Source organism: Legionella maioricensis, from assembly GCF_023618015.1.
GTDB classification, from domain to species: Bacteria; Pseudomonadota; Gammaproteobacteria; order Legionellales; family Legionellaceae; genus Legionella; species Legionella maioricensis.
In genome coordinates this window covers 33,571-52,675 of the sequence record NZ_JAJKBJ010000018.1, presented here as the reverse complement: position 1 = coordinate 52,675, position 19,105 = coordinate 33,571, and the positions used below count along the sequence as shown (strand labels likewise).

Here is a 19,105-nt window from a genome sequence, read left to right as displayed (position 1 = left end):
TTTGCCGTTACTGTTAATAAGGACTTAGAGGTTTTAGATATAGTCCAGGTAAGCTAAGGAACAAATCTCCGTCATTGCTTCACTACGTTCGCAATGACGGCATACCATCCTGGTACGTCATCCCGAGTTTTGGGCTTCGCCTGTACCACGCCACATTTTTACTATGGAGTTAATGTTAAGGCAGCTACAGCAGCTACTCCAACAGCTACAGCAGTCACTGCTGAAAAGAAGACAAAGGGGTTATTTTTAATAGAGAAATCTTCTTGTTCCTCGATCGCCGCAATTTCCTGTTCAATTTTTAATTTTAGCTCGGCGATATTCTTTTTTACAGACGGTAATCGATTACTAGGTTCAGTATTTTTTGTAATTAAGAGCAGGTAATCATTTAAGAATAAAGCAGTGGCTTCTTCGATGTCTTTGGTATGTTTTTCCGCTGCACAAAATAGATAACTATTATGAGCTATGGCTTCAAACACTGCGCTTGAAATTTCAATTTTTTCTTTAGAGGACCAGAGTTCGGCTTCAGTAATTTTTGACTGGAGTTGATAACGGGGATCATTTTCATTGCCTTGACTATAAATCAACGTTGAAGCGTTTAATTTTTGCTCATCGGAAATAATAGTATCAATTGAATCCAGACATCCTAATAGGAACTTTCTTTGTAATTCTTTCATTATGCTCCCTCACAAAAATATTAACTATAAAGAGGTTATTGGCTCAGAGCAAGTGGAGCATTTTTACGCTAAGCCTTTTATCAACAAGGGAAAAATTGATTAATTCCTTTATTTTATAATATAATAATAAGCGTTTTTTCTTAAAAACAAATCAATTAATTAAGGGTATTCATGAAGCTATTAGCAACCTTAAGTGCTTTTTTATTCTCGGGAGTTGTAGCGGCAACTTCGCTTCACAATATTGTCGCATTCGGTGATAGTTTATCTGATAATGGCAATCTTTATGAGTTCATGAAACATCAATTGCCTCAGTCACCTCCATATTTTGAAGGTCGTTTTTCTAATGGTCCGGTGTGGATTGAACATTTAGTTGCATCTTATTTTCCTGAAAATCCTTCCGCACATCTCTTGGATTACGCATTTGGCGGAGCGGGTGTATCGGAAGAAGAAGGGGATGACGTATTATTTACTTTAAAAAGGCAAGTCGACAGTTACTTATTGGCGCATAACGATGAAGCAAGCGCCGACAGTCTTTTTGTGGTGTGGATTGGGGCTAACAATTATTTTGGGATGCCCAGTGATGTAGAGCAAACCTTGGCAGATGTTAATGCTGGCATTACCCACAGTTTAGAGCGTTTAGTAAAAAAGGGTGCCAGGAATATTTTATTACTTAACTTGCCTGATCTGGGTAGGACACCGGCTGCTATTGAATTTGGTTCTATTGACTTATTTAGCTATTATGCAAGTCAGCATAATAAATTATTAGATCAAACTATTAGTGATTTTAAACAAAAATATCCAGAGGTAAATTGGTTGTTTTTTGATTTAAATAACGCTTTAAATCTTCTTTTGGAAAATCCGGAGCAATATGGATTTAATAATATAACGGGAACCTGCGTTAACGCTGTAGGAAATGAATTGACTAAAAAGTCAGTTTTAAAAATGGTAGCCAGAGTCACACCCAAAAAAGCAAACGATGCTTGCGATGGCTATTTGTTTTTTGATTTGTTACACCCTACCGGCCTAGCTCATAAAATTTTATCTGAAAAAGCACGAGTGATGCTGGATGAGGCTGGGGTGAGCCTGTCTGATTAATTATTAAAATAATCACCACCGGGATGGCTCAATCCCGGTGAATGCCACAAAAAAAATATATAGGGAAATATGAGTTACATCATACGGACAGTTCTGGTGTTTTTTCTGATCATATCCAATACCATAGCAGATGTTCTGGAAATAAAAGTAGATCAGCATCCTCTTAGTTTACCCTATTGGCCCGCCAGCAAAGCCCACTACGGTGGGGTAATAATTGTCCGAGGCGGGGCAGATGCAGCTCAATCACCAAGATTGTTGACGCATTTTGCCGAACAATTATCTCATAATGGGTGGTCTGTTGTTTTGTTGAATTGTAATAATGACAATACTATTCCCTGGGTAAAACAAATACCCGAAACGATTAGTGCTCTGAGAGAAGCTAAGAATAAGCGTATTGTGCTAGTCCATTATGGCGAGCAGCTGAACCAATCTCTGGAGTATTTTAGTAAGCCGCAATCTAAAATGATTAATGGGTTAGTGATGGTATCTGCTTACGATGAACAGAGTAATTTGGATAGACCACCCAGCTTACGTTTTCCGTTATTCGATATTGCAGGTCAGTTTGATTATGATACAGTTTTAAATCAAATGGAGCAGCGGGAAAAGGAGTTTAAACAGCATAATTATGTGGCTGTAGAAATGCCGGGAGCCCATCATGATTATCAATACAGTCAACGAATGTTGTTGGCTTTTATACACGGTTGGATGACCCGATTACCTGAATTTGAAATCCAGCCGCGACCTATTTTAGTTTCTTACATAGAGCCTGTTTATTCATCAGCAAGTCTTATTGCGAAAGTCGATGAGTCTAATTGGGTTGGATTTATCGACGATCCAGTTGAGCCAGAGCAATGAACTGCTTACCAACCCTTACTTTTACAAATTAATTCGTAAGCTTTCATTATTTTTTGGGTTTTATCGTTAGCTAATTTAATCATTTCTTCAGGTAAGCCTTGGGCAATTAACTTATCAGGGTGATTGCGACTTAACAAACGTCTATACGCTTGCTTTACTTCCTGTTTGCTTGATTTTTCATTTACCTCAATTAATGCATAGGCGTGATCCAGGGTATTAAGTGAGGGTTTTGCTTTATAATAACGCTGTTGATAGGAAGATGAAGATGAAGAGGAGGAGGAAGATGAAGAGGATTGAGAATTTTTTTGCTGCCTTTGTTTTTGTTCCTGTTGTTGCTGTTGGTAATGGTGATAAGAAGTATAATTAAAATCTTCATAAAAACGGTACTGCTGGTGTAAAGGGGCAAAACCAAGGCGTGCAAAGATAATATCCAAAGCCTGAATTTTTTTAGTAGTTAAGCCGTCAACTTGCGATGCGCGATATTGAATGTCTACAAATAATTTTAATAATTCACGATTATCTCTACAGGCTGTTTGTAATTGGGTAAGTACTGCATCTAATTTAAAATAACTTTGTTTCCCTTCATTAAACAAACGTTTGGCCAAGTCTTTTTGTTCGCGACTGAGTCGCATTTCACTCATGAGCACTTTTGCCATTCTGATTTCTTGTTCAGAGACACGACCATCTGCTTTAGCAATGTGTCCTAAAATGGAAAATGTTGCTTCGAAGAATATTTTTTGAACCGTTTTACGTTTTTCAGCGTGATACAAAAAGTGCGGATTAGAAAAATGACTGGCTAATCCTCTATCAAAAAAATTACCAATCAAAATACCAAATAATGCACCAATAGCTCCGCCACTCAGATAGCCAAAGCATGCTCCGAGAATTTTCCCCCACCAGGTAGTTATTGTAAAAAAATCTCGAAAATTCATTGTTAAAGGGTATCCTTTAAAGTCGAATATTAGTTGACGCTGTTTTTTATACTCTAGGCCATGCCTTGTAAAAGTAAAGTTTTTTAAAAACCAGTTATTAAACCTGAATTTGGCCGTTGACGCTACTGTAACAGTTTATCCACCGAAGAGTAGCCATCCTCGTTACTGTTACATTGCCAAGTACAGGATAATAGATCCTAATTAAATTGTAACATATCGCTTAAGTACCTGCTTTGGGTATATACTGTCCCTTTTTTATTTGGTATTGATTTATGCGTTTTATTTACTCTTTTCTGATGTATTTACTCACCCCATATTTGTTATTTCGCTTATGGTGGAAAGGCAGACGTTTGCCAGCCTATAGAAAGCGAATAATGGAACGTTTTTGTCTTGGCAAGGAAGAGAATAAAACGTTTGATGTTTGGGTTCATGCCGTCTCTTTAGGTGAAGTTATTGCGGCTACTCCTTTAATTGATGCGATGTTGGATAAGCATTGGTCTGTCTTAATCACGACGATGACGCCGACAGGGTCAGAACGAGTTCAGGCACGTTTTGGCAATAAAGTGTCCCATAGATATGTTCCCTATGACCTTCCTGGAGTACTTAAACGGTTTTTTAAACAGCAAAAACCAAAAATCGGCGTCATTATGGAAACTGAATTATGGCCCAATCTGATTTATCAGGCCCATGCAGCACATGTGCCCTTATTGCTCGCCAATGCGCGTTTATCAGAGCGATCATTAAACGGATATCTAAAGGCTAAGTTTTTATTTAAACCGGTTTTAAATCAATTTTCAGCCATTTTAGCGCAAAGTGAAGATGACGCGAAACGTTTTATCGCGTTAGGAGCCCGAGAAGAACTGGTTCACGTATTAGGTAATATCAAATTTGATTTACAGACTCATACTGTTGATAGCGCCAAATTTAAAGAATTAAAAGAACATTGGGGCGCTGATCGAATAGCCGTAATTGCTGCGAGTACTCATGAAAATGAAGAGTCGCAGATTTTGTCGCATTTGAAAAGATTACAAAAAGCCATTCCTCAAGTGGTTCTATTAATTGCGCCACGTCATCCGGAGCGTTTTCAAACAGTTTATCAATTATGTACTCAAGCAGGATTTAATACGGGATTGAGAAGTGCTTTGAATACCCTTTCTCCTGAAAATGAGGTAGTGGTATTAGACAGTTTGGGAGAGCTTCTGGGATTATTTCAGATTAGTGATTTTGCCTTTGTCGGCGGGAGCCTGGTGCCCGTTGGCGGTCATAATGTTTTAGAACCCATAGCAATGAATGTTCCCGTTTTAAGTGGTAATCAGGTTCATAATTTCAAAACTATTTGCAGGGATCTTGAGGAAGCGCAGGCCATTAAGCTGGTTAGTCAAGCGGACGAGTTAATTGATGCCATTATCAAACTACACACCGATCAAGAACTACAAAATCGCATGGTTAAAAATGCCACTACAGTTTTGGAAAGCAATAAAGGGGCTTTAGTAAAGCATCTGGCCAAGATAGAAGAGGCTCTGTCGAGTAAGTAATCTAACTATCCACTGGAACTAAACTGTATTCAGTGGGTAGTAACAGTGTCATAAGCAAGTCGGCCTTTTTAATATAGGATAGAGGCCAAGCGACTTAAAGTGAGCAACTAAAAAAGGACGATAATGAAATCACTATGCGCTGTCGCACTAAATATCTTAATCATTATGTTTTTAATTACCCTGAAAACAGATGTTTATGCTGGCATTACTCAATCTGGAATAAATAATAAAATTCAGCTGTTTATAAAAAATAAACCAGTTAAGGCCATGATTTATGGTCTGTGGGTAAATGGAGTACCTATCAGTATTAATGCGGTCGGGGAATCTATGACTGCGGTTCCTGCAACTACTGACATGCACTTTCGAATTGGCGGGGTAACAGAAACTATATTAACAACAATCCTGATGCAGATGGTCGAACAAAAAAAAATAAGCCTTGATGATAAAGTAGCACGTTGGTACCCCAACCTGCCTAATGCGAATCGTGTTACTTTAAAAATGTTGGCTAATTGTACTAGTGGTTATTCTGACTATGTTTATAATAAAAAATTTATTAATGAGGTAACCAATCATCCTTTTAAGCAATGGTCTGACCAATCATTGCTTGATTACGCAATGATACAAGCGCCGTTATTTCAGCCCGGCATGAACCAGGCATATTCACATACGGATTACGTCATCCTCAGCAGCATTTTAAGTAAGGTAAGTAATAAACCGCTGCATGAATTATTTCAGTCCTCTGTTTTGGCTAAACTGAAAATGAATAATACTCTGTTTCGCAGAACGGCGAGTATTCCGTCCCCCGTCCTGCATTCATTTAGTCAAGACAGGTCAGTTTACGAGGATGCGACTTTCTGGGATCCTTCCTGGACTTCTTTTGGGGCAATGGTTTCTAACATCAACGATTTAGGGCTATGGGCAAATGCCTGGATGCATGGGAGCTTATTGACAGAACAATCCCTCCAGATATTAAGGGCTCCAGACACTGTGGGAAAGGGAAGAAATAGAAGCGACCTGTATTTCGCTATGGGATTTGTTATTGCAAATCACTGGCTGATTCAAAACCCCAGTTTTGGCGGATATAGCGGTATATTTGCTGTTTTACCAGAAAAAGGCATAGTATTTATTGCTTTTAACACCTTGAAGCCCGGCGATTTAACTAATGAGAATTTCAGTGTGGCCTTATGGCAGCAATTGGCTATGGACTTGGCTCCTGAATATCCTCTGCCGAAATTTAAATAGAATAATCAGTGAGAATGGGCACTCATTTAGTTAAGAATTTTTTTGTCATCCTGATGGGGCGATGAAGGATCTCCTAAATATTCGGGAGATCTCTCGTTGTGCTCGAGATGACGTTTTTCCTTGCTCTCTTACCCATATGCATTTTCAATTTTAGGTTCTGCCGAGATGTGTTCCACAATGGTAAGAAGTATCTGGTCTTCAAGAGATTTTGCTGTACTAAGCGGTTTATTAACCCCATTGATTACAATGGAAAAAATCAGTGATCTGGCTTGGGGATCAATTATATAGCCTGACAAAGAAGAAATGTCATGCATGGAGCCTGTTTTAGCAAATACCTTTTTCTCCAGCGTCGTTTTTTTCATTCTATCGACTAAGGTCCCTGATACCCCGGCTTGAGGTAAGGCTTCCATAATTATGGGGCGCATGTTTTTATCATTATAAAGATTGGTAAGCAGTACCACAATTTGTTCGGGAGTGATCAAATTATATCGGGTTCCCATGCCATCGGTTAACTCAATTTGAGTCATATCCAGGTTAGTGTGTTCTCCTAATATCTTTTTAATGGCAAAAGCACCTTGCTTAAAACTGCCTTCTTTAGTTAAAGAAAAAGCCAATTCTCTGGTTAAACTATTCGCATAGAGATTATCAGACTCTTTAAGCATATGAGCAATCAGTGCAGTTAAATCCTTGGATTGATAGCTTGCAATAATCTTGGCATCAGGTGGCGTTGTTCCACTAATGATACGGCCTTTAAAAATCACATTATTTTGTTTTAGAGTTTTTTGGATAATTTTTTTTGCCATAAAAAGAGGATCGGGAATGGCTAATTGAATCATTTTAGGTTCGTTTTGTTGCGCCATACAGCCATAGAGTCGCAATGTATTATTTGATTGAATGTCGATACTCAAATTGCAATGATTTTTTTCCTGTTCTTTGTTTACTGTAATGACTTGATTGATCACCGTTAAATTTTTTTCAGATTTGGGTTTTATGGTGACCGGCTGTCCTAATTTTTTTGCACTGATTATCTCATAGGCTTCAGCATTTTCATTTAAGATTACCGCAGTATCTGGTGCAGAATAATACCATCCAAGATCATCATAAGATTCGCCACCTGCGTAATAAGGGGCTTTAAACCGTGAAGTATCTAAAATGATGTCTCCGTTTATTTTTTTGATATTGTTTTTTTTCAGATTAAGTAATAAATCCGTAAAATTATCAATGGTTAGGGAGGGGGAGCCACTGAACGTAATATAAAAATTTTGATTTTTTTGGGAGAGGGTGGTCAAAAAATGATGGTTGGGCTCTAGGTGATACAGGGCAGCGGCAGCAGTAAATAATTTTACATTACTTGCAGGGGATAATAATTTATCTGAATTTTGACGGTAGATGACCTCTCCTGTTTTTGCATCCTTAACCACAATGCCAATCGTCGCATGCGGTAATTGTTTTTTGATTAGCGCATCAATTTTTATGGGTAACAGGTCGGCACAAGCTACTTGATTGAAAAAACAGCTAACAAAGAACCCTACAAAAATTGATCGCCTCACCCGAATATTCCTTTTAATATAGCAACAATAAATATTCCTTGATTATCTAATATGAAGAAATATTTGGCAACGTAGGTTTACGTTTGGTAAATATTGGAAGGACATGACCTAAATTGGCTTAGCTTGACTTGTTCTTTGGGACAGGATATTGAAACATTCAGGGATCCATTTTACAGTTAATATCTTGTATCGTATTATGTTCAATTATTTACCTTTGAAGTAACCGCCACGGAGCTATAGAGGGAATATATGTTAAATCCGAAAAATCGGGGCTATCTATACAATCCACATCATCACGTAAAAATTTGGTTTAGCAATAAACCCGATGTCTTTATGAATGATGAAAATCAGATGCGATTAATCACCATCCGTGATAAAAATCCAAAGGATTTAATCAGTTTGGTTTATGACTCATCTCTATTAACCCCTCATGCTCTTGCAGAGCTACACCGTTTTTGTAGTGAGCATGAAATTACTCCTGTTGATGCTCAGAAGTTGGAAAGCTCTCTCAAATCAGTGAATGAACAGAAATTATATGAGTACTACCAAGATGAAATGACTCATTTAAGTCAAGGGGGCAGTTTAGCCGTTGCCAGCGACATTATTCGTTGGCTGTCTGCAGTTTATAGCCTGGGAACGTATACTGATTTTGACGTTGCTGTAGATACCAGACAACTTCCTCCACGGGTTGCTGTCGATACTCCTTTATTGTTAAACATAGGGAGTTTGAAAATTGGCAATACGGAAATCATCCTTTCTAATAATGATTGCATTGCAGTAGTCGATCCCCTTGCAGCAAAAAAACAAATCGAAGAGATACAGGAGGGATTCCTTCACGTTTTAGGTTTATATACTAATGATTTTATAGATAAAACCGAGCAAGCATTTAAACGAGGAGGTTTTCTGCTTCGCTACATTAATATGTACCTTTTGAATTTTATGCGTAATCGGTCAGAGGCGATTTATATTGCCCGATCAAAATCTATTTTTTCCTCAACAAATCCAATGGGTTCTCGTCAACTAAGAGCTTATATTAATGAGGTAATGACTAATAAAGATAAATTTTTGGATTTTAATAAAAACTCTCCCAGGGAATCTAATGCCTCTGTCATTCAAAGATTAAGAAAAAATCTTAAAAAGCAACTGAGTTTCATTAAGTGGATGTTCTTTAAAAATGAGTATCATGAAATTAAAAAAATGCTAGAGCTGCCTGATGAGCAGTTAATTACCGTCTTCATGAAAAAAGAGCATTCCCTTTATTTAAGATCAATTGTTGTGTGTACGACAGGACCTATTGCCATTGCCAAGTCTTTATTCAAAGATTATTTTTTTAACGCCAAGTACTTTTATGAAAAAGTGCAGCCTTTTTCATTTAATCACTATAAATTACACAAGGCATTTTTATCAAGAAACTCAATACCGTTGCATGAAAATGCCCTAAGCATGTTGCATTTTCTCGGTGCTGGTGAAGGTGAGCTGAATGATTCTTCGTGGCTAGAAGAGGGCGCAAGATTACAGGGAACACGAGACAGAATTATTGCCGAACAAAGAAAAATACTTCAATCAACGTTACCTAATAGTTTAGGAAGGCTAAAAACGGAGTTGAGGTGTTATATAAAAAAAATGGAGGAAGATCCTAAACGATTTTGGAATTTTATTGGACGTAAACAAAGAAAAGACAAACTAAAAGTGCTTTATGCTTCTTTAGCATGTTTTAGCGAAACTTCATCTAATGAATTTGATATTCAGGAGTTTAAAAAAGTCTTACATCAGCTGGATTCAAATACGAGAGGGATGTTAGCACGATTGTTTTATCGGAGAACCCTGGAACTTGTCAGGGAATTAGAACGCTATTCTCACCAGGCAGTTATCTATGGTCTAACTAAAAACTATAAAATAAAACTGGATGATGGGATTGAGTCTATTGCCAGTTCGATTGACAATACAAGCTCAAACAATAGATTCGATCCTTTGAGCGATGCTCATGACTCTGTAAATTTAGCGTTTTTTCTTAAACCTGAAAGCATCGATTTGGTGCCTCCAGGTAATCCTACTTCAGTGGATAAATAATGATAGTTATGGGAATCGGAATTAGGAAGCGTATGATCATTTGAGACAAGAAGAATAAGACTTATTTGAGAGCCAGATAAAAAATAGCCGTCATTGCGAACAAAGTGAAGCAATCCAGCTCCGATTTTCAACGAAGCACCATTCTGGATTGCTTTGCCAATGCTCGCAATGACGAAATACATATATCGTGAATGCTTACACCCGTATTACACGATGCTAATACGGGCTGCGATTATAAAAAATTCAAGGGGGAATTAGCTCAAGGAAGCTTGGGTAGGGGTATTTTCTAAAATGGTGGCAATATCCTTGTTTAAATTTGCTCCTCTAGAGTTCCAAAAGCCACAATAACCCTCCGTTGCATAATAAGTAATCAGGTTTTTCACCCCGCAAGTCAACAAAGAAAACACAATATTTAAGAATCTGATGCCCACCCCATCTCGATGTGCAGCAATAGTGGTTCGTCGTGCTTCTTGATTATAAAGCTCAGTAAATTTTGTGAGGCGCTCATCATTGTCTACATCGGGGTCATTTTCGCTCAGCAAAGAATACATTTCATACACTGCCCGATATTTTGCAATCAAAGGAGCATTATTAGTATCCAATTCATCGGGTAAGGGATAATTACCGTCTGTTTCAATATCCAGTTTTGATAAAATATAATCCATGTATTTCGTGCAGGCCTGTTCCAGCTTTAATACTTTGGGATGAGGAATATACTCTTCCTGTTCTTCCGGCTCTGGATTCGATATTGTTGAATTAACTACATGCTTTACTTTTTCATAAGCCTCTTGCCCTTTTTGAGCATTCAAAGATCCGGGGACGAGTACTTGCTCAATTCTACGACGCAGCTCCTGCTCCATGGCCAAAGAGCCAGGATTCGTTTCATCAAAGAGACTAAAGGGACGATTTGTTCCAATATGATATTCTAGCAACAGATGCAAAACATCCATTCCCCAGGAATGCATGCAGGCATCTTCTGGATCTCTAATGAAATCACCGACCAGTACATTGCGATGGGAATAAGGAGTGTACTGCTTATGTGATATTGCGTAACGGTATATATTGCTTTCTATTGGATTGTTCGTATCGAGATCCCATTTAGCAGGGAAACTCCAAAGGTGTCCTTGGTTATAGGGTCTGCGATTGGTAAGAAATAAAGAATAAAAGGCATTTCTTTCTTCCTCGGAAAAATTAGCGATTGCTGTATAAAATCTATCTAACTCTTCACTCCTGTTCGCTCTAATATCATCTTTAGCTGTGTCGCGGAATGCTCGTTCATCTGCTATGTGTAATACTTCTGTCACATAAGTTTTTAATAAAGGGATAAACTCCGGGTTTTTATCTAAAATACTGGCATTATAATGGGCTGCTTGTTGTTCAAATTCAATAGCGACTTGAAAGTCAGGTACTTGATCGAGAATATCTAGTCTGGTGAGCGGATCCTCTAAACGGCAGTAATTATTTGCCTTCAAGATCTCTTGAAGATCGGACAATAAATACAGTTTATCCCCATTTTTATGATCAGTGATAAGAACAGCGTTTCTACGCAGTTCTTCGGTTGAAAATTCTTCAATAGATTTCAGTTCTACAAAACCAATGGCGTTCTTATTCTTAATATTTTCTTTCTTAAATTTTCTACCGTAACAATCTCTCATCGTGATCATCAAATCGTTGTTTTTAAATATGAAGTGGATTGTAAACTTTTTTTATTAAGAGATTATTAATAGCCGTGCTCCTTTTAAAAATTAAAGAAAATTATTCCATTTTAGCGCTGGTGGTTGGGGTTTGCGTATTAATTTTGACTCCCTTATAGTTAGAATACGTTTTTCAGTGATTAAAAACATAAATTTGGACTTGGCTTTAGATAAGGAGTTCTAATCATGCAGGATTTAGCCATTTTTTCAGCAAAAAAAGTACTTGAACTTATTCAAAAAAAACAAATTTCCTGCCAGGAGGTAATGCACGCCCATTTAGAGCAGGTCACCAAAGTTAATCCGTCTATTAATGCTGTAGTACAACAGCTTTCTCCTGAACAGGCTTTAAAGCAAGCTCGCGCCGCGGATGATGCGATAGCCAATAAGGTACCGCTCGGAAAATTACATGGTTTACCTATTACCATCAAAGATGCACGTAAAGTCAAAGGTTTTATGTGCACTTATGGAACCCAAAGTCCAATGAATGCGGTTGCAACAGAAGATGCAACCGTGGTTGCCAGATTGCGTGCTGAAGGAGCTATAGTAACAGGAATTACCAACATTCCCGATTTTTCTATGTCTTATGATACTGAGAATGCGTTGTATGGTCGTACTAACAATCCTTATGATTTAGGACGCTCTCCTGGTGGGAGCAGTGGTGGTGAAGCAGCAATAATTGCTGCTGGCGGATCGTATTTGGGAATTGGTGCCGATAGTGGTGGCAGTATTCGCCAACCGGCTCATAATTGCGGTATCGCCGGATTAAAACCGACGCGCGGTTTAATTCCTGACACAGGACACTTTCCTACTGATGGACTAGGTATTTTTAATTACGTAGAGGCACAGGGGCCTCTTGCCCGCTATGTAGAAGATCTCATCCATGTTTTACCGATTTTGGCAGGCCCCGACGAACAAGATCCTAATGTTTTTCCAGCAATCTTACAGGATCCTTTGCGTGTTAATTTAAGATCTTTACGAGTAGCGATTTACACAAATAATGGGGTAGTAACACCAAGGGATGACATCGTTGCCGTTATTAAAAAGGTGGAGATGGCACTTGGCGATGAGGTTCTTAGTATTCAAGAAGCTTATCCGCATGTCAGTAAAGAAAGCTATTCTGCATTTGAGGAATTATTTTTTTATGGCGGGGATCGGGGGCAATGGTTAAGAGACCGAATGCAGCGAATGCAGGTCACTAAAGTCGCTGCTCCTTTTCAAGCTATTTTAGATAGAGCAAAAGCTTGTGAGTTTTCAGTAACAGAATTGCGTCAACGCATAGTGGCCATGGAGCAGTTCAAATATTCCATGATGGATTTTATGCGTCATTATGACGTCATTATCTGTCCGGCGGCGACCACTCCTGCCAATTTATATGAAAACAAAATAGCAGCAACAGAAGGTTTTGATCTGGCTTACGATCTTACTTATAACTTGCCGTATAACATAACCGGCTGGCCTGCAGCTGTGGTGCGTTGTGGTACTTCTAAAGAAGGATTACCAATAGGGGTACAAGTGGTTGCCAAAGCATGGAGAGATGATATTGCCCTTGCCGTGGCTAAACGATTAGAAGAGTTATTTGGCGGCTGGCGAGCTTCATCGCTTATTTAAAATCAGGAGTTTGGGGAAGGCCTTATTGCTTGGGCATACGAGGTCTATTTTCGTTTAAAAACTTGCGGGTTTGTTAGTCATTAAGTAAAAAACGACGATTAAGCTAATAAAAGCGGGCCAACCCAAATAAAACCAATATTTAAAATAGCGGAAATAGATAGGGGGCAGGGGGGCATTATTTTGGTCTGCTTCAACAGCAAAATCGCGCATTTTAATTTGAAGGTATACTACTGGAAACCAACAAAAAGCGGCAATTAAATACCCGATAATGGAGCCCATAATCCATAGTGAGGTCCAGGGATAACCCACTAAATAAACCATCCAAAGTCCAGTCAGGGGTTGAAGAAATCCGGATGTGCCAGTAAAAATCCAATCGGCCGTGACGACATAGCGAGTGGTAGCGGCAATCACTTGAGTGTTTTTGGTTTGGTGGCCATATAACATGATACAAGCAGTTCCTATACCGGTACCAAACAGGATTGTTGAACTGATGACATGAATAAATTTAAGCCACAGGTAAAGCATTATCGATCAGACTCCAAAGCAAGAGAAATTAAGACAGCAGCCAGAAGTGGAATGTTTTTTGCCAATGGTGCAAAGGGTTCAAACCATAAATTGGGAATTTTCCACGTGAGTATTGCACTATAAACTGAAATGATCAGGATTTGTAGTAAGCCTGTTTTTTTGGGTTTAATATTCAATAACAGAGCAAGTCCTATTCCGGCATCAATAAAGCAAGCACCGTAGAATAAAATGGGCTGCCAAAACGTATTGACTCCAATTTGTCCCAATAAGGCATAGGAAGCCGATTTAGGGTAAAAGAATAAACAGGAAATTGCAGTGAATAACCAAATGAAGGCCAGACTGAATTTTAAAACTGGTTTGAGAAAATACAGTTTTGCCGCAGTGCGATCTTGCCCCGAACTGGGGTGACTATAAAGTCCTGTAGTAAATTCCTGAGGAATGAAACCAATAGCATCGTGAAATTTTTGTGTCTCTTCAGAACTGGTCACATTATTCTGAATGAGCAATTTATAGGAACTAGTATTTAAGACTGAATAAGGAATTAAATTCCCTAAGAGAGCTCCTAAATGAATTAATTTCAGTGGCACAAAAATTAATTTTGATTTTGCAAAACCGAGCCAGGCCCGCATTTGGATTAAGACATTAATTAAACTGATTCGTTTGGTACTGACGGCATTAAATATTACACTTTGTTCAATGGGTAGCTGAATGAGTTTAATGATGGCCTTAGATAAATCTTCAAGGTGAATGGGTTGAAATTCTTGCGTTCCTTTTCCGGGGACTGGAGTAATCCAGGGAAGTCCTGCAAGACCGCGAAATAAAGAGGTCCCGCCATAAGAGCCGCACCCATAAACTAAAGAAGGGCGTAAGATAATTGATTTTACAGGCAGAGTAAGCAAGTAATCATCAGCTGCTTTTTTACTTGTAGCATAGGCTACATCAGATTGCTCAATGCCAAGCGCTGAGATTTGAATGATTTTTTTTATGCCGACAGCCACACAAGCGTCAAATAATGCACGAGGTGTGTCATAATGAACAGCCCAAATTACTTGGTTATTGGGATGATAGAGAATTCCTACACAATTAATCACTACATCAATATTTTTTAATCGCTCAACCCAGAGGGGCGTGGATTTATCGTTGATAAAGTCACAAGGAATAACAGTAGCCGTGGGGAATAGATTCTTTGCATAAGATGGATCACGGACACAGCATGTGACTGAGTGTCCAGAAGCTATAAGCTCAGTCACAATTTGTGACGCAATAAATCCTGAGGCGCCAGTGACCAAGATCTTCATTGTTTCCCCTCAAGTGAATTCATTTTAAAGAATACCATTCACTAAAAAGCAAATCAAAACAGTAAGCTAAAGCAGGGTAGAAATTGAGGGATCAATGAAACAAATAGCTTATTGTTTTCATAATAAACATATAAATGAAACAGATATAAAAAATGGCGCCAATGTAGCCTAACAGAATGAAGAGCCCATCTTTTTCTATCAATCCCATACCAAAAATGATTAGTAATGATGAAAAAATAAAATTACTTAATGGGATGGGCAACATTAAGAGAACAGCCAAACAACAAATAACGACTCCATTCATTATTTCCATAAAGCGACTATTCATAAAGGGCCATCGAGGTTTCAAAAAGTATTCTACCTTTATTATATAAGGTGTAGCAGTATGAATAATTTTTGCAATGGCCTCTTGATGAATAGTGCGATTTGCGACGATTTTCGGTAACCATAAAGTTTTTCTGGCAAATATCATTTGAAATGCGAACAATAGTATTGGCACACTAAAAATAAAAGAAACGCCGGGGATAGCGGAAAAAGGTAAGGCACTGGGTAAAGCAAAAAACAGCAGGACAATTCCAAAAGCCCGTTCTCCAAGGGTATCTATAATGCGTTGATAAGTTATCTCTCCGTCTAAATCTTTATTATTAGCAATCTCTAAAAGGGCATCAGAAGAACGTTGGTTGTTTTTTTTCATAAATAACTCATAAAAGCTTAACCAGTAAATAGGACATGATTGCGGTAATAGGTAATGTAAGCAGCCAGGCAAAGGTAATTTGAGTGAGGATGTAATTTTTTGAACGCGCAAAAACACTGGCTGCACCAACTCCTGTAATAGCACCAGTCACTGTATGAGTGGTAGCAACAGGAATACCCAAAAGAGTTCCTGCTATAATTGTTGCCGCGGCTCCGCCCTCAGCGCAGGCACCACTTACGGTATTTAATTTGGTTATTTTTTCTCCTAACGTTTTTACAATACGCCATCCACCAAATAGTGTACCTAAGGCAATAATAAAATTGCTCAACAAAATAACCCAGAGTGGTACATGGAAAGGACCGTTAATCATATGAGCGGAATAAAGCAAGGCGGTTACTATTCCCATTGTTCTTTGCGCATTATTACCGCCATGACCAATACTTAATCCGGCTGCTGATATAAATTGAATGCGGCCAAAAATCTTTTGTAAGCGTTGCGAATTCCATTTACGTCGTTTTAATGATTTTTGAAATATAAAAAGCAATGCCCAGCCAATAAAAAAACCTAATACCGGAGAAACAAAAATGGACACTACCGTTTTGATTATGCCGACCCATACCAGGGCTGAGAATCCGCCAACTGCAAAACCAGCGCCGATGAACCCTCCGATCAATGCGTGCCATGAACTTGAAGGGATACCAAAATACCAAGTTATTAAATTCCAGACAATACCTGAAAATAAGGCAACAAAAATTACCGTTGTGGTGATGAAGTCAGGACTTATAATGTCCTGGCCTACTGTTGCTGCTACTGCCAATTTAAAGAAGAAAATAAAAGAAATAAAATTAAATAAAGCGGCCCAGATGACAGCTTGGAGAGGGGTTAGTACTCTGGTGGTAACTATGGTGGCGATCGAATTGGCTGCATCATGAAAACCATCGATAAAATCAAAAGCAAACGCAACAAATATTGTAAATACTACAAACCACCACTCCGTCATCAACTTCTCCCTATGAATTAACTGCAACAACAGGCAATCATTATTCAGTTTGAAAATTTAATAATTTAATGTAGATCATTTTCTTAGTACTCACAATTTAATAATGAAACAACGACCCATTCGCATGAGTGATAAATTAGCCCTTGACTTAGCCATTCATAAATTAGTACAAAATACTGGCTTTGCGAACGAAGTGAAGCAATCCAATACGGATTTTTAACGAAGTATCGATCTGGATCAACTTCACTTCGTCCGCAAAGACGGCAGATTTAGATGCTCTTTTAAAAATGGCTAAAGTCCAGTTAAAGAAACTTACTATTTAGAGTAAATGTTAAGCATGGCGTCTTGGTTGGTGTTTGATATAACCCCAAACTATACTTAATTTAAAGACGTGAAGAGGTTCATCATGAGTGAACAGTATCATATTGAACGGATGAATCAAGAAGAAGTTCGTTTAGCTGTGTCCTGGGCGGCAAAAGAAGGCTGGAATCCGGGCTTATATGATGCCGACTGTTTTTATCAGACCGATCCCCAAGGCTTCTTTGCTGGAAAACTCAATGGCCAAACGATCGCGGTAGGATCTGCTGTTATTTATGATGAGTATTTTGCTTTTTGTGGTTTTTATATTGTAGCTGAACCTTATCGGGATCAAGGTTATGGTTTGGAGCTAACTCGCGCACGATTAGCTTATATTGGACACCGTAATGCTGGTATTGATGGCGTAATCCCTATGCTGGATAAATATGCCCGTTTAGGGTATCAATTTGCGCATAATAATGCTCGTTACCGTCTGGAAAAAATGCCCCACCAAATTATCTCTAACGCTTATATCATCCCGATCGCTCAAATTGATTTTTCCCAATTATGTGATTATGACCGTTTACACTTTCCTGCTTCTCGCCCTCAATTTCTTAAGTGTTGGATACAACAAAAACAAAGTATGTCTTTGGGTTTTGTACAAGAGAAGCAACTTAAAGGTTATGGCGTCATCAGAACGTGCCAGTATGGATATAAAATTGGACCTTTATTTGCAGATACTCCAGAAATTGCAAACATTTTGTTTTATCAATTGGCACAATATGCCCAAGGCAATGTTATTTTTTTAGATATTCCTGAAAATAATCCGTTGGCAATAGAGTTGGTTAAGCATTATAAAATGACTAAAGTTTTTGCCACCGCAAGAATGTATTTAAAAGAAGAGCCTCAATTAGCAAAGAAACAAATTTTTGGTATTACTTCCTTTGAATTAGGGTAAATAAGAATTTCGGCTGTTCACTGAAATGTGTTGTTTTCTTCTTTATTTAAAAAAATTTAAAAATAATGGAAGTCAATACTGTTTTTTTATTATTATTTTGTTAAGATGTTCGACCCGATATCCATTGTCTTTAATATAATTCCTTGTGGATATTTAATTAGTCTTCCTTCCTTATTTTAATTATTTTTCCTTATATTTTTTTTAAATACCTTGTTATATAAGGCTTATCGCTATTTTTTAATAATATTTACTCTCATTAGTTACCCACAATTTCTGTGGATAACTCTGTGTATACTTGCAAAACCCTACGTAAATTAAGGGAGTTAAAGACCTGCTTCAGGTTTCACCAATGAGCACGAGCCTGCTCGCTTTATGAAACCATCATCGCTTATAGGTCTAATGATCTCGGCAGGCGCCCATGGATGCTCTTCTTAGAGTGGATTTGTAGGAGGTAAAGTCTCTTCTCTCTTACATTGCATACCGCAGCAAGCTCCTATACAGCTTGATAGTGCGCCCACAAAAAATAATGCAAATAGGATCCACCCGCTCCACGCTAACTCAGTAGGCGTGATTTCAGCAACGGATGAATTTGTCTTTTTGTCATGTTTTATACGTGGAGAGGTCGTCTCATTGGTGACTTTAACTATTGAGGTATCAGATAGTGTAGATCCGGTTACATAGTTTTTATTTAATGAGACGTAATGCATTACCGGTCCTGCAATTATGACGCTCATTAATAAAATCAGACTCCATGTTACAAAGCCATAAATTACTCCACCTTTAATATGATGGTAATGGTAGCGCCCTAAATAACCTGACACAAAACCAGCTGTAGCCATAGATGCTATTACACCTACTAACATCCCGAGGAATCCGCCAATTGCAATGACTGAAGCCCCATTGGGTGAAGAACTAAAGGCACTTAAACTGATAGCAAGGCCATATAGGTGCAGCAAGAATCCCAGCCCTAATCCAACAAAAGTCCCAGCAAATATTGAGGACCAACAAATACGATAATGGTGATGAATAGGATATTCCCTTTCAGTTACGATCGAACGTTCTTTAGTCATGATAACTC

At 38.3% G+C, this 19,105-nt stretch carries 16 protein-coding genes; 7 read left to right on the top strand and 9 right to left on the bottom strand.

The window, feature by feature from the left end; translation table 11 throughout:
• Positions 1-161: 161 nt before the first annotated feature.
• On the bottom strand, positions 162-674 hold the full coding sequence (locus LOX96_RS13340) for a hypothetical protein (RefSeq protein ID WP_250422530.1): 513 nt from the start codon (positions 672-674) through the stop codon (positions 162-164).
• A 171-nt stretch (positions 675-845) separates the two neighbouring features.
• On the opposite strand from LOX96_RS13340, the gene plaA reads away from it, so the two are divergent.
• Entirely contained in the window at positions 846-1,769 is a 924-nt protein-coding gene (plaA, locus tag LOX96_RS13335; RefSeq protein WP_250422533.1) for a GDSL family lysophospholipase PlaA, read from the top strand.
• A 69-nt stretch (positions 1,770-1,838) separates the two neighbouring features.
• A complete protein-coding gene (locus tag LOX96_RS13330) occupies positions 1,839-2,624 on the top strand; it encodes an alpha/beta hydrolase (RefSeq protein ID WP_250422535.1) in 786 nt (261 codons plus the stop codon).
• A gap of 5 nt (positions 2,625-2,629) precedes the next feature.
• Here the strand turns inward: LOX96_RS13330 and djlA are convergent, their stop codons facing one another.
• Positions 2,630-3,556 carry a co-chaperone DjlA gene (djlA, locus tag LOX96_RS13325; RefSeq protein WP_250422537.1) on the bottom strand — a complete coding sequence of 309 codons (927 nt, stop codon included), beginning with the start codon at positions 3,554-3,556 and terminating at the stop codon, positions 2,630-2,632.
• A gap of 272 nt (positions 3,557-3,828) precedes the next feature.
• Here djlA and waaA point away from each other — a divergent pair, with 272 nt between their 5' ends.
• On the top strand, positions 3,829-5,091 hold the full coding sequence (gene waaA / locus LOX96_RS13320; protein WP_250422540.1) for a lipid IV(A) 3-deoxy-D-manno-octulosonic acid transferase: 1,263 nt from the start codon (positions 3,829-3,831) through the stop codon (positions 5,089-5,091).
• A 123-nt stretch (positions 5,092-5,214) separates the two neighbouring features.
• Entirely contained in the window at positions 5,215-6,333 is a 1,119-nt protein-coding gene (locus tag LOX96_RS13315) for a serine hydrolase domain-containing protein (RefSeq protein WP_250422543.1), read from the top strand.
• Positions 6,334-6,461: 128 nt separating this feature from the next.
• Here the strand turns inward: LOX96_RS13315 and dacB are convergent, their stop codons facing one another.
• Positions 6,462-7,883 carry a D-alanyl-D-alanine carboxypeptidase/D-alanyl-D-alanine endopeptidase gene (dacB, locus tag LOX96_RS13310; protein WP_250422545.1) on the bottom strand — a complete coding sequence of 474 codons (1,422 nt, stop codon included), beginning with the start codon at positions 7,881-7,883 and terminating at the stop codon, positions 6,462-6,464.
• A 249-nt stretch (positions 7,884-8,132) separates the two neighbouring features.
• On the opposite strand from dacB, the gene LOX96_RS13305 reads away from it, so the two are divergent.
• Complete coding sequence (locus LOX96_RS13305; RefSeq protein ID WP_250422548.1) at positions 8,133-9,953, top strand: glycosyltransferase family 88 protein; 1,821 nt, start codon at positions 8,133-8,135, stop codon at positions 9,951-9,953.
• Between the two features lie 254 nt (positions 9,954-10,207).
• On the opposite strand, the gene LOX96_RS13300 is transcribed toward LOX96_RS13305, so the two are convergent.
• Complete coding sequence (locus tag LOX96_RS13300; RefSeq protein ID WP_250422552.1) at positions 10,208-11,608, bottom strand: hypothetical protein; 1,401 nt, start codon at positions 11,606-11,608, stop codon at positions 10,208-10,210.
• A 225-nt stretch (positions 11,609-11,833) separates the two neighbouring features.
• On the opposite strand from LOX96_RS13300, the gene LOX96_RS13295 reads away from it, so the two are divergent.
• A complete protein-coding gene (locus LOX96_RS13295; protein ID WP_250422557.1) occupies positions 11,834-13,255 on the top strand; it encodes an amidase in 1,422 nt (473 codons plus the stop codon).
• Between the two features lie 54 nt (positions 13,256-13,309).
• Here the strand turns inward: LOX96_RS13295 and LOX96_RS13290 are convergent, their stop codons facing one another.
• The 4 genes from LOX96_RS13290 to LOX96_RS13275 form a co-directional block, all read right to left on the bottom strand.
• Positions 13,310-13,780 (bottom strand): DUF2269 family protein, encoded by a 471-nt coding sequence (locus LOX96_RS13290; RefSeq protein WP_250422559.1) that lies wholly within the window; start codon positions 13,778-13,780, stop codon positions 13,310-13,312.
• Positions 13,780-15,078 (bottom strand): NAD(P)H-binding protein, encoded by a 1,299-nt coding sequence (locus LOX96_RS13285; protein ID WP_250422561.1) that lies wholly within the window; start codon positions 15,076-15,078, stop codon positions 13,780-13,782. The genes LOX96_RS13290 and LOX96_RS13285 overlap by 1 nt, the downstream gene beginning before the upstream one ends.
• A 91-nt stretch (positions 15,079-15,169) precedes the next feature.
• Positions 15,170-15,772 (bottom strand): exopolysaccharide biosynthesis protein, encoded by a 603-nt coding sequence (locus LOX96_RS13280; RefSeq protein WP_250422562.1) that lies wholly within the window; start codon positions 15,770-15,772, stop codon positions 15,170-15,172.
• 7 nt (positions 15,773-15,779) lie between these two features.
• The gene (locus tag LOX96_RS13275) at positions 15,780-16,772 is read right to left on the bottom strand and encodes an inorganic phosphate transporter (protein WP_250422565.1); all 993 of its coding nucleotides are present in this window, start codon (positions 16,770-16,772) and stop codon (positions 15,780-15,782) included.
• A 406-nt stretch (positions 16,773-17,178) separates the two neighbouring features.
• Between LOX96_RS13275 and LOX96_RS13270 the strand changes: the two genes are divergently transcribed.
• Positions 17,179-18,027: a GNAT family N-acetyltransferase gene (locus LOX96_RS13270; RefSeq protein WP_250422567.1), complete on the top strand. Its 849-nt coding sequence runs from the start codon at positions 17,179-17,181 to the stop codon at positions 18,025-18,027.
• A gap of 431 nt (positions 18,028-18,458) precedes the next feature.
• On the opposite strand, the gene LOX96_RS13265 is transcribed toward LOX96_RS13270, so the two are convergent.
• Positions 18,459-19,097, bottom strand: coding sequence for a hypothetical protein (locus LOX96_RS13265; RefSeq protein WP_250422569.1), 639 nt, complete (start codon positions 19,095-19,097; stop codon positions 18,459-18,461).
• Positions 19,098-19,105: the final 8 nt, after the last annotated feature.

What these genes read in the sequence shown, in the direction of transcription:
- LOX96_RS13340 (WP_250422530.1), bottom strand. Translation starts at nt 674, where the DNA reads ATGAAAGAATTACAAAGAAAGTTCCTATTAGGATGTCTGGATTCAATT.
- plaA (WP_250422533.1), top strand. Translation starts at nt 846, where the DNA reads ATGAAGCTATTAGCAACCTTAAGTGCTTTTTTATTCTCGGGAGTTGTA.
- LOX96_RS13330 (WP_250422535.1), top strand. Translation starts at nt 1,839, where the DNA reads ATGAGTTACATCATACGGACAGTTCTGGTGTTTTTTCTGATCATATCC.
- djlA (WP_250422537.1), bottom strand. Translation starts at nt 3,556, where the DNA reads ATGAATTTTCGAGATTTTTTTACAATAACTACCTGGTGGGGGAAAATT.
- waaA (WP_250422540.1), top strand. Translation starts at nt 3,829, where the DNA reads ATGCGTTTTATTTACTCTTTTCTGATGTATTTACTCACCCCATATTTG.
- LOX96_RS13315 (WP_250422543.1), top strand. Translation starts at nt 5,215, where the DNA reads ATGAAATCACTATGCGCTGTCGCACTAAATATCTTAATCATTATGTTT.
- LOX96_RS13305 (WP_250422548.1), top strand. Translation starts at nt 8,133, where the DNA reads ATGTTAAATCCGAAAAATCGGGGCTATCTATACAATCCACATCATCAC.
- LOX96_RS13300 (WP_250422552.1), bottom strand. Translation starts at nt 11,608, where the DNA reads ATGAGAGATTGTTACGGTAGAAAATTTAAGAAAGAAAATATTAAGAAT.
- LOX96_RS13295 (WP_250422557.1), top strand. Translation starts at nt 11,834, where the DNA reads ATGCAGGATTTAGCCATTTTTTCAGCAAAAAAAGTACTTGAACTTATT.
- LOX96_RS13290 (WP_250422559.1), bottom strand. Translation starts at nt 13,780, where the DNA reads ATGCTTTACCTGTGGCTTAAATTTATTCATGTCATCAGTTCAACAATC.
- LOX96_RS13285 (WP_250422561.1), bottom strand. Translation starts at nt 15,078, where the DNA reads ATGAAGATCTTGGTCACTGGCGCCTCAGGATTTATTGCGTCACAAATT.
- LOX96_RS13280 (WP_250422562.1), bottom strand. Translation starts at nt 15,772, where the DNA reads ATGAAAAAAAACAACCAACGTTCTTCTGATGCCCTTTTAGAGATTGCT.
- LOX96_RS13275 (WP_250422565.1), bottom strand. Translation starts at nt 16,772, where the DNA reads ATGACGGAGTGGTGGTTTGTAGTATTTACAATATTTGTTGCGTTTGCT.
- LOX96_RS13270 (WP_250422567.1), top strand. Translation starts at nt 17,179, where the DNA reads ATGAGTGAACAGTATCATATTGAACGGATGAATCAAGAAGAAGTTCGT.
- LOX96_RS13265 (WP_250422569.1), bottom strand. Translation starts at nt 19,097, where the DNA reads ATGACTAAAGAACGTTCGATCGTAACTGAAAGGGAATATCCTATTCAT.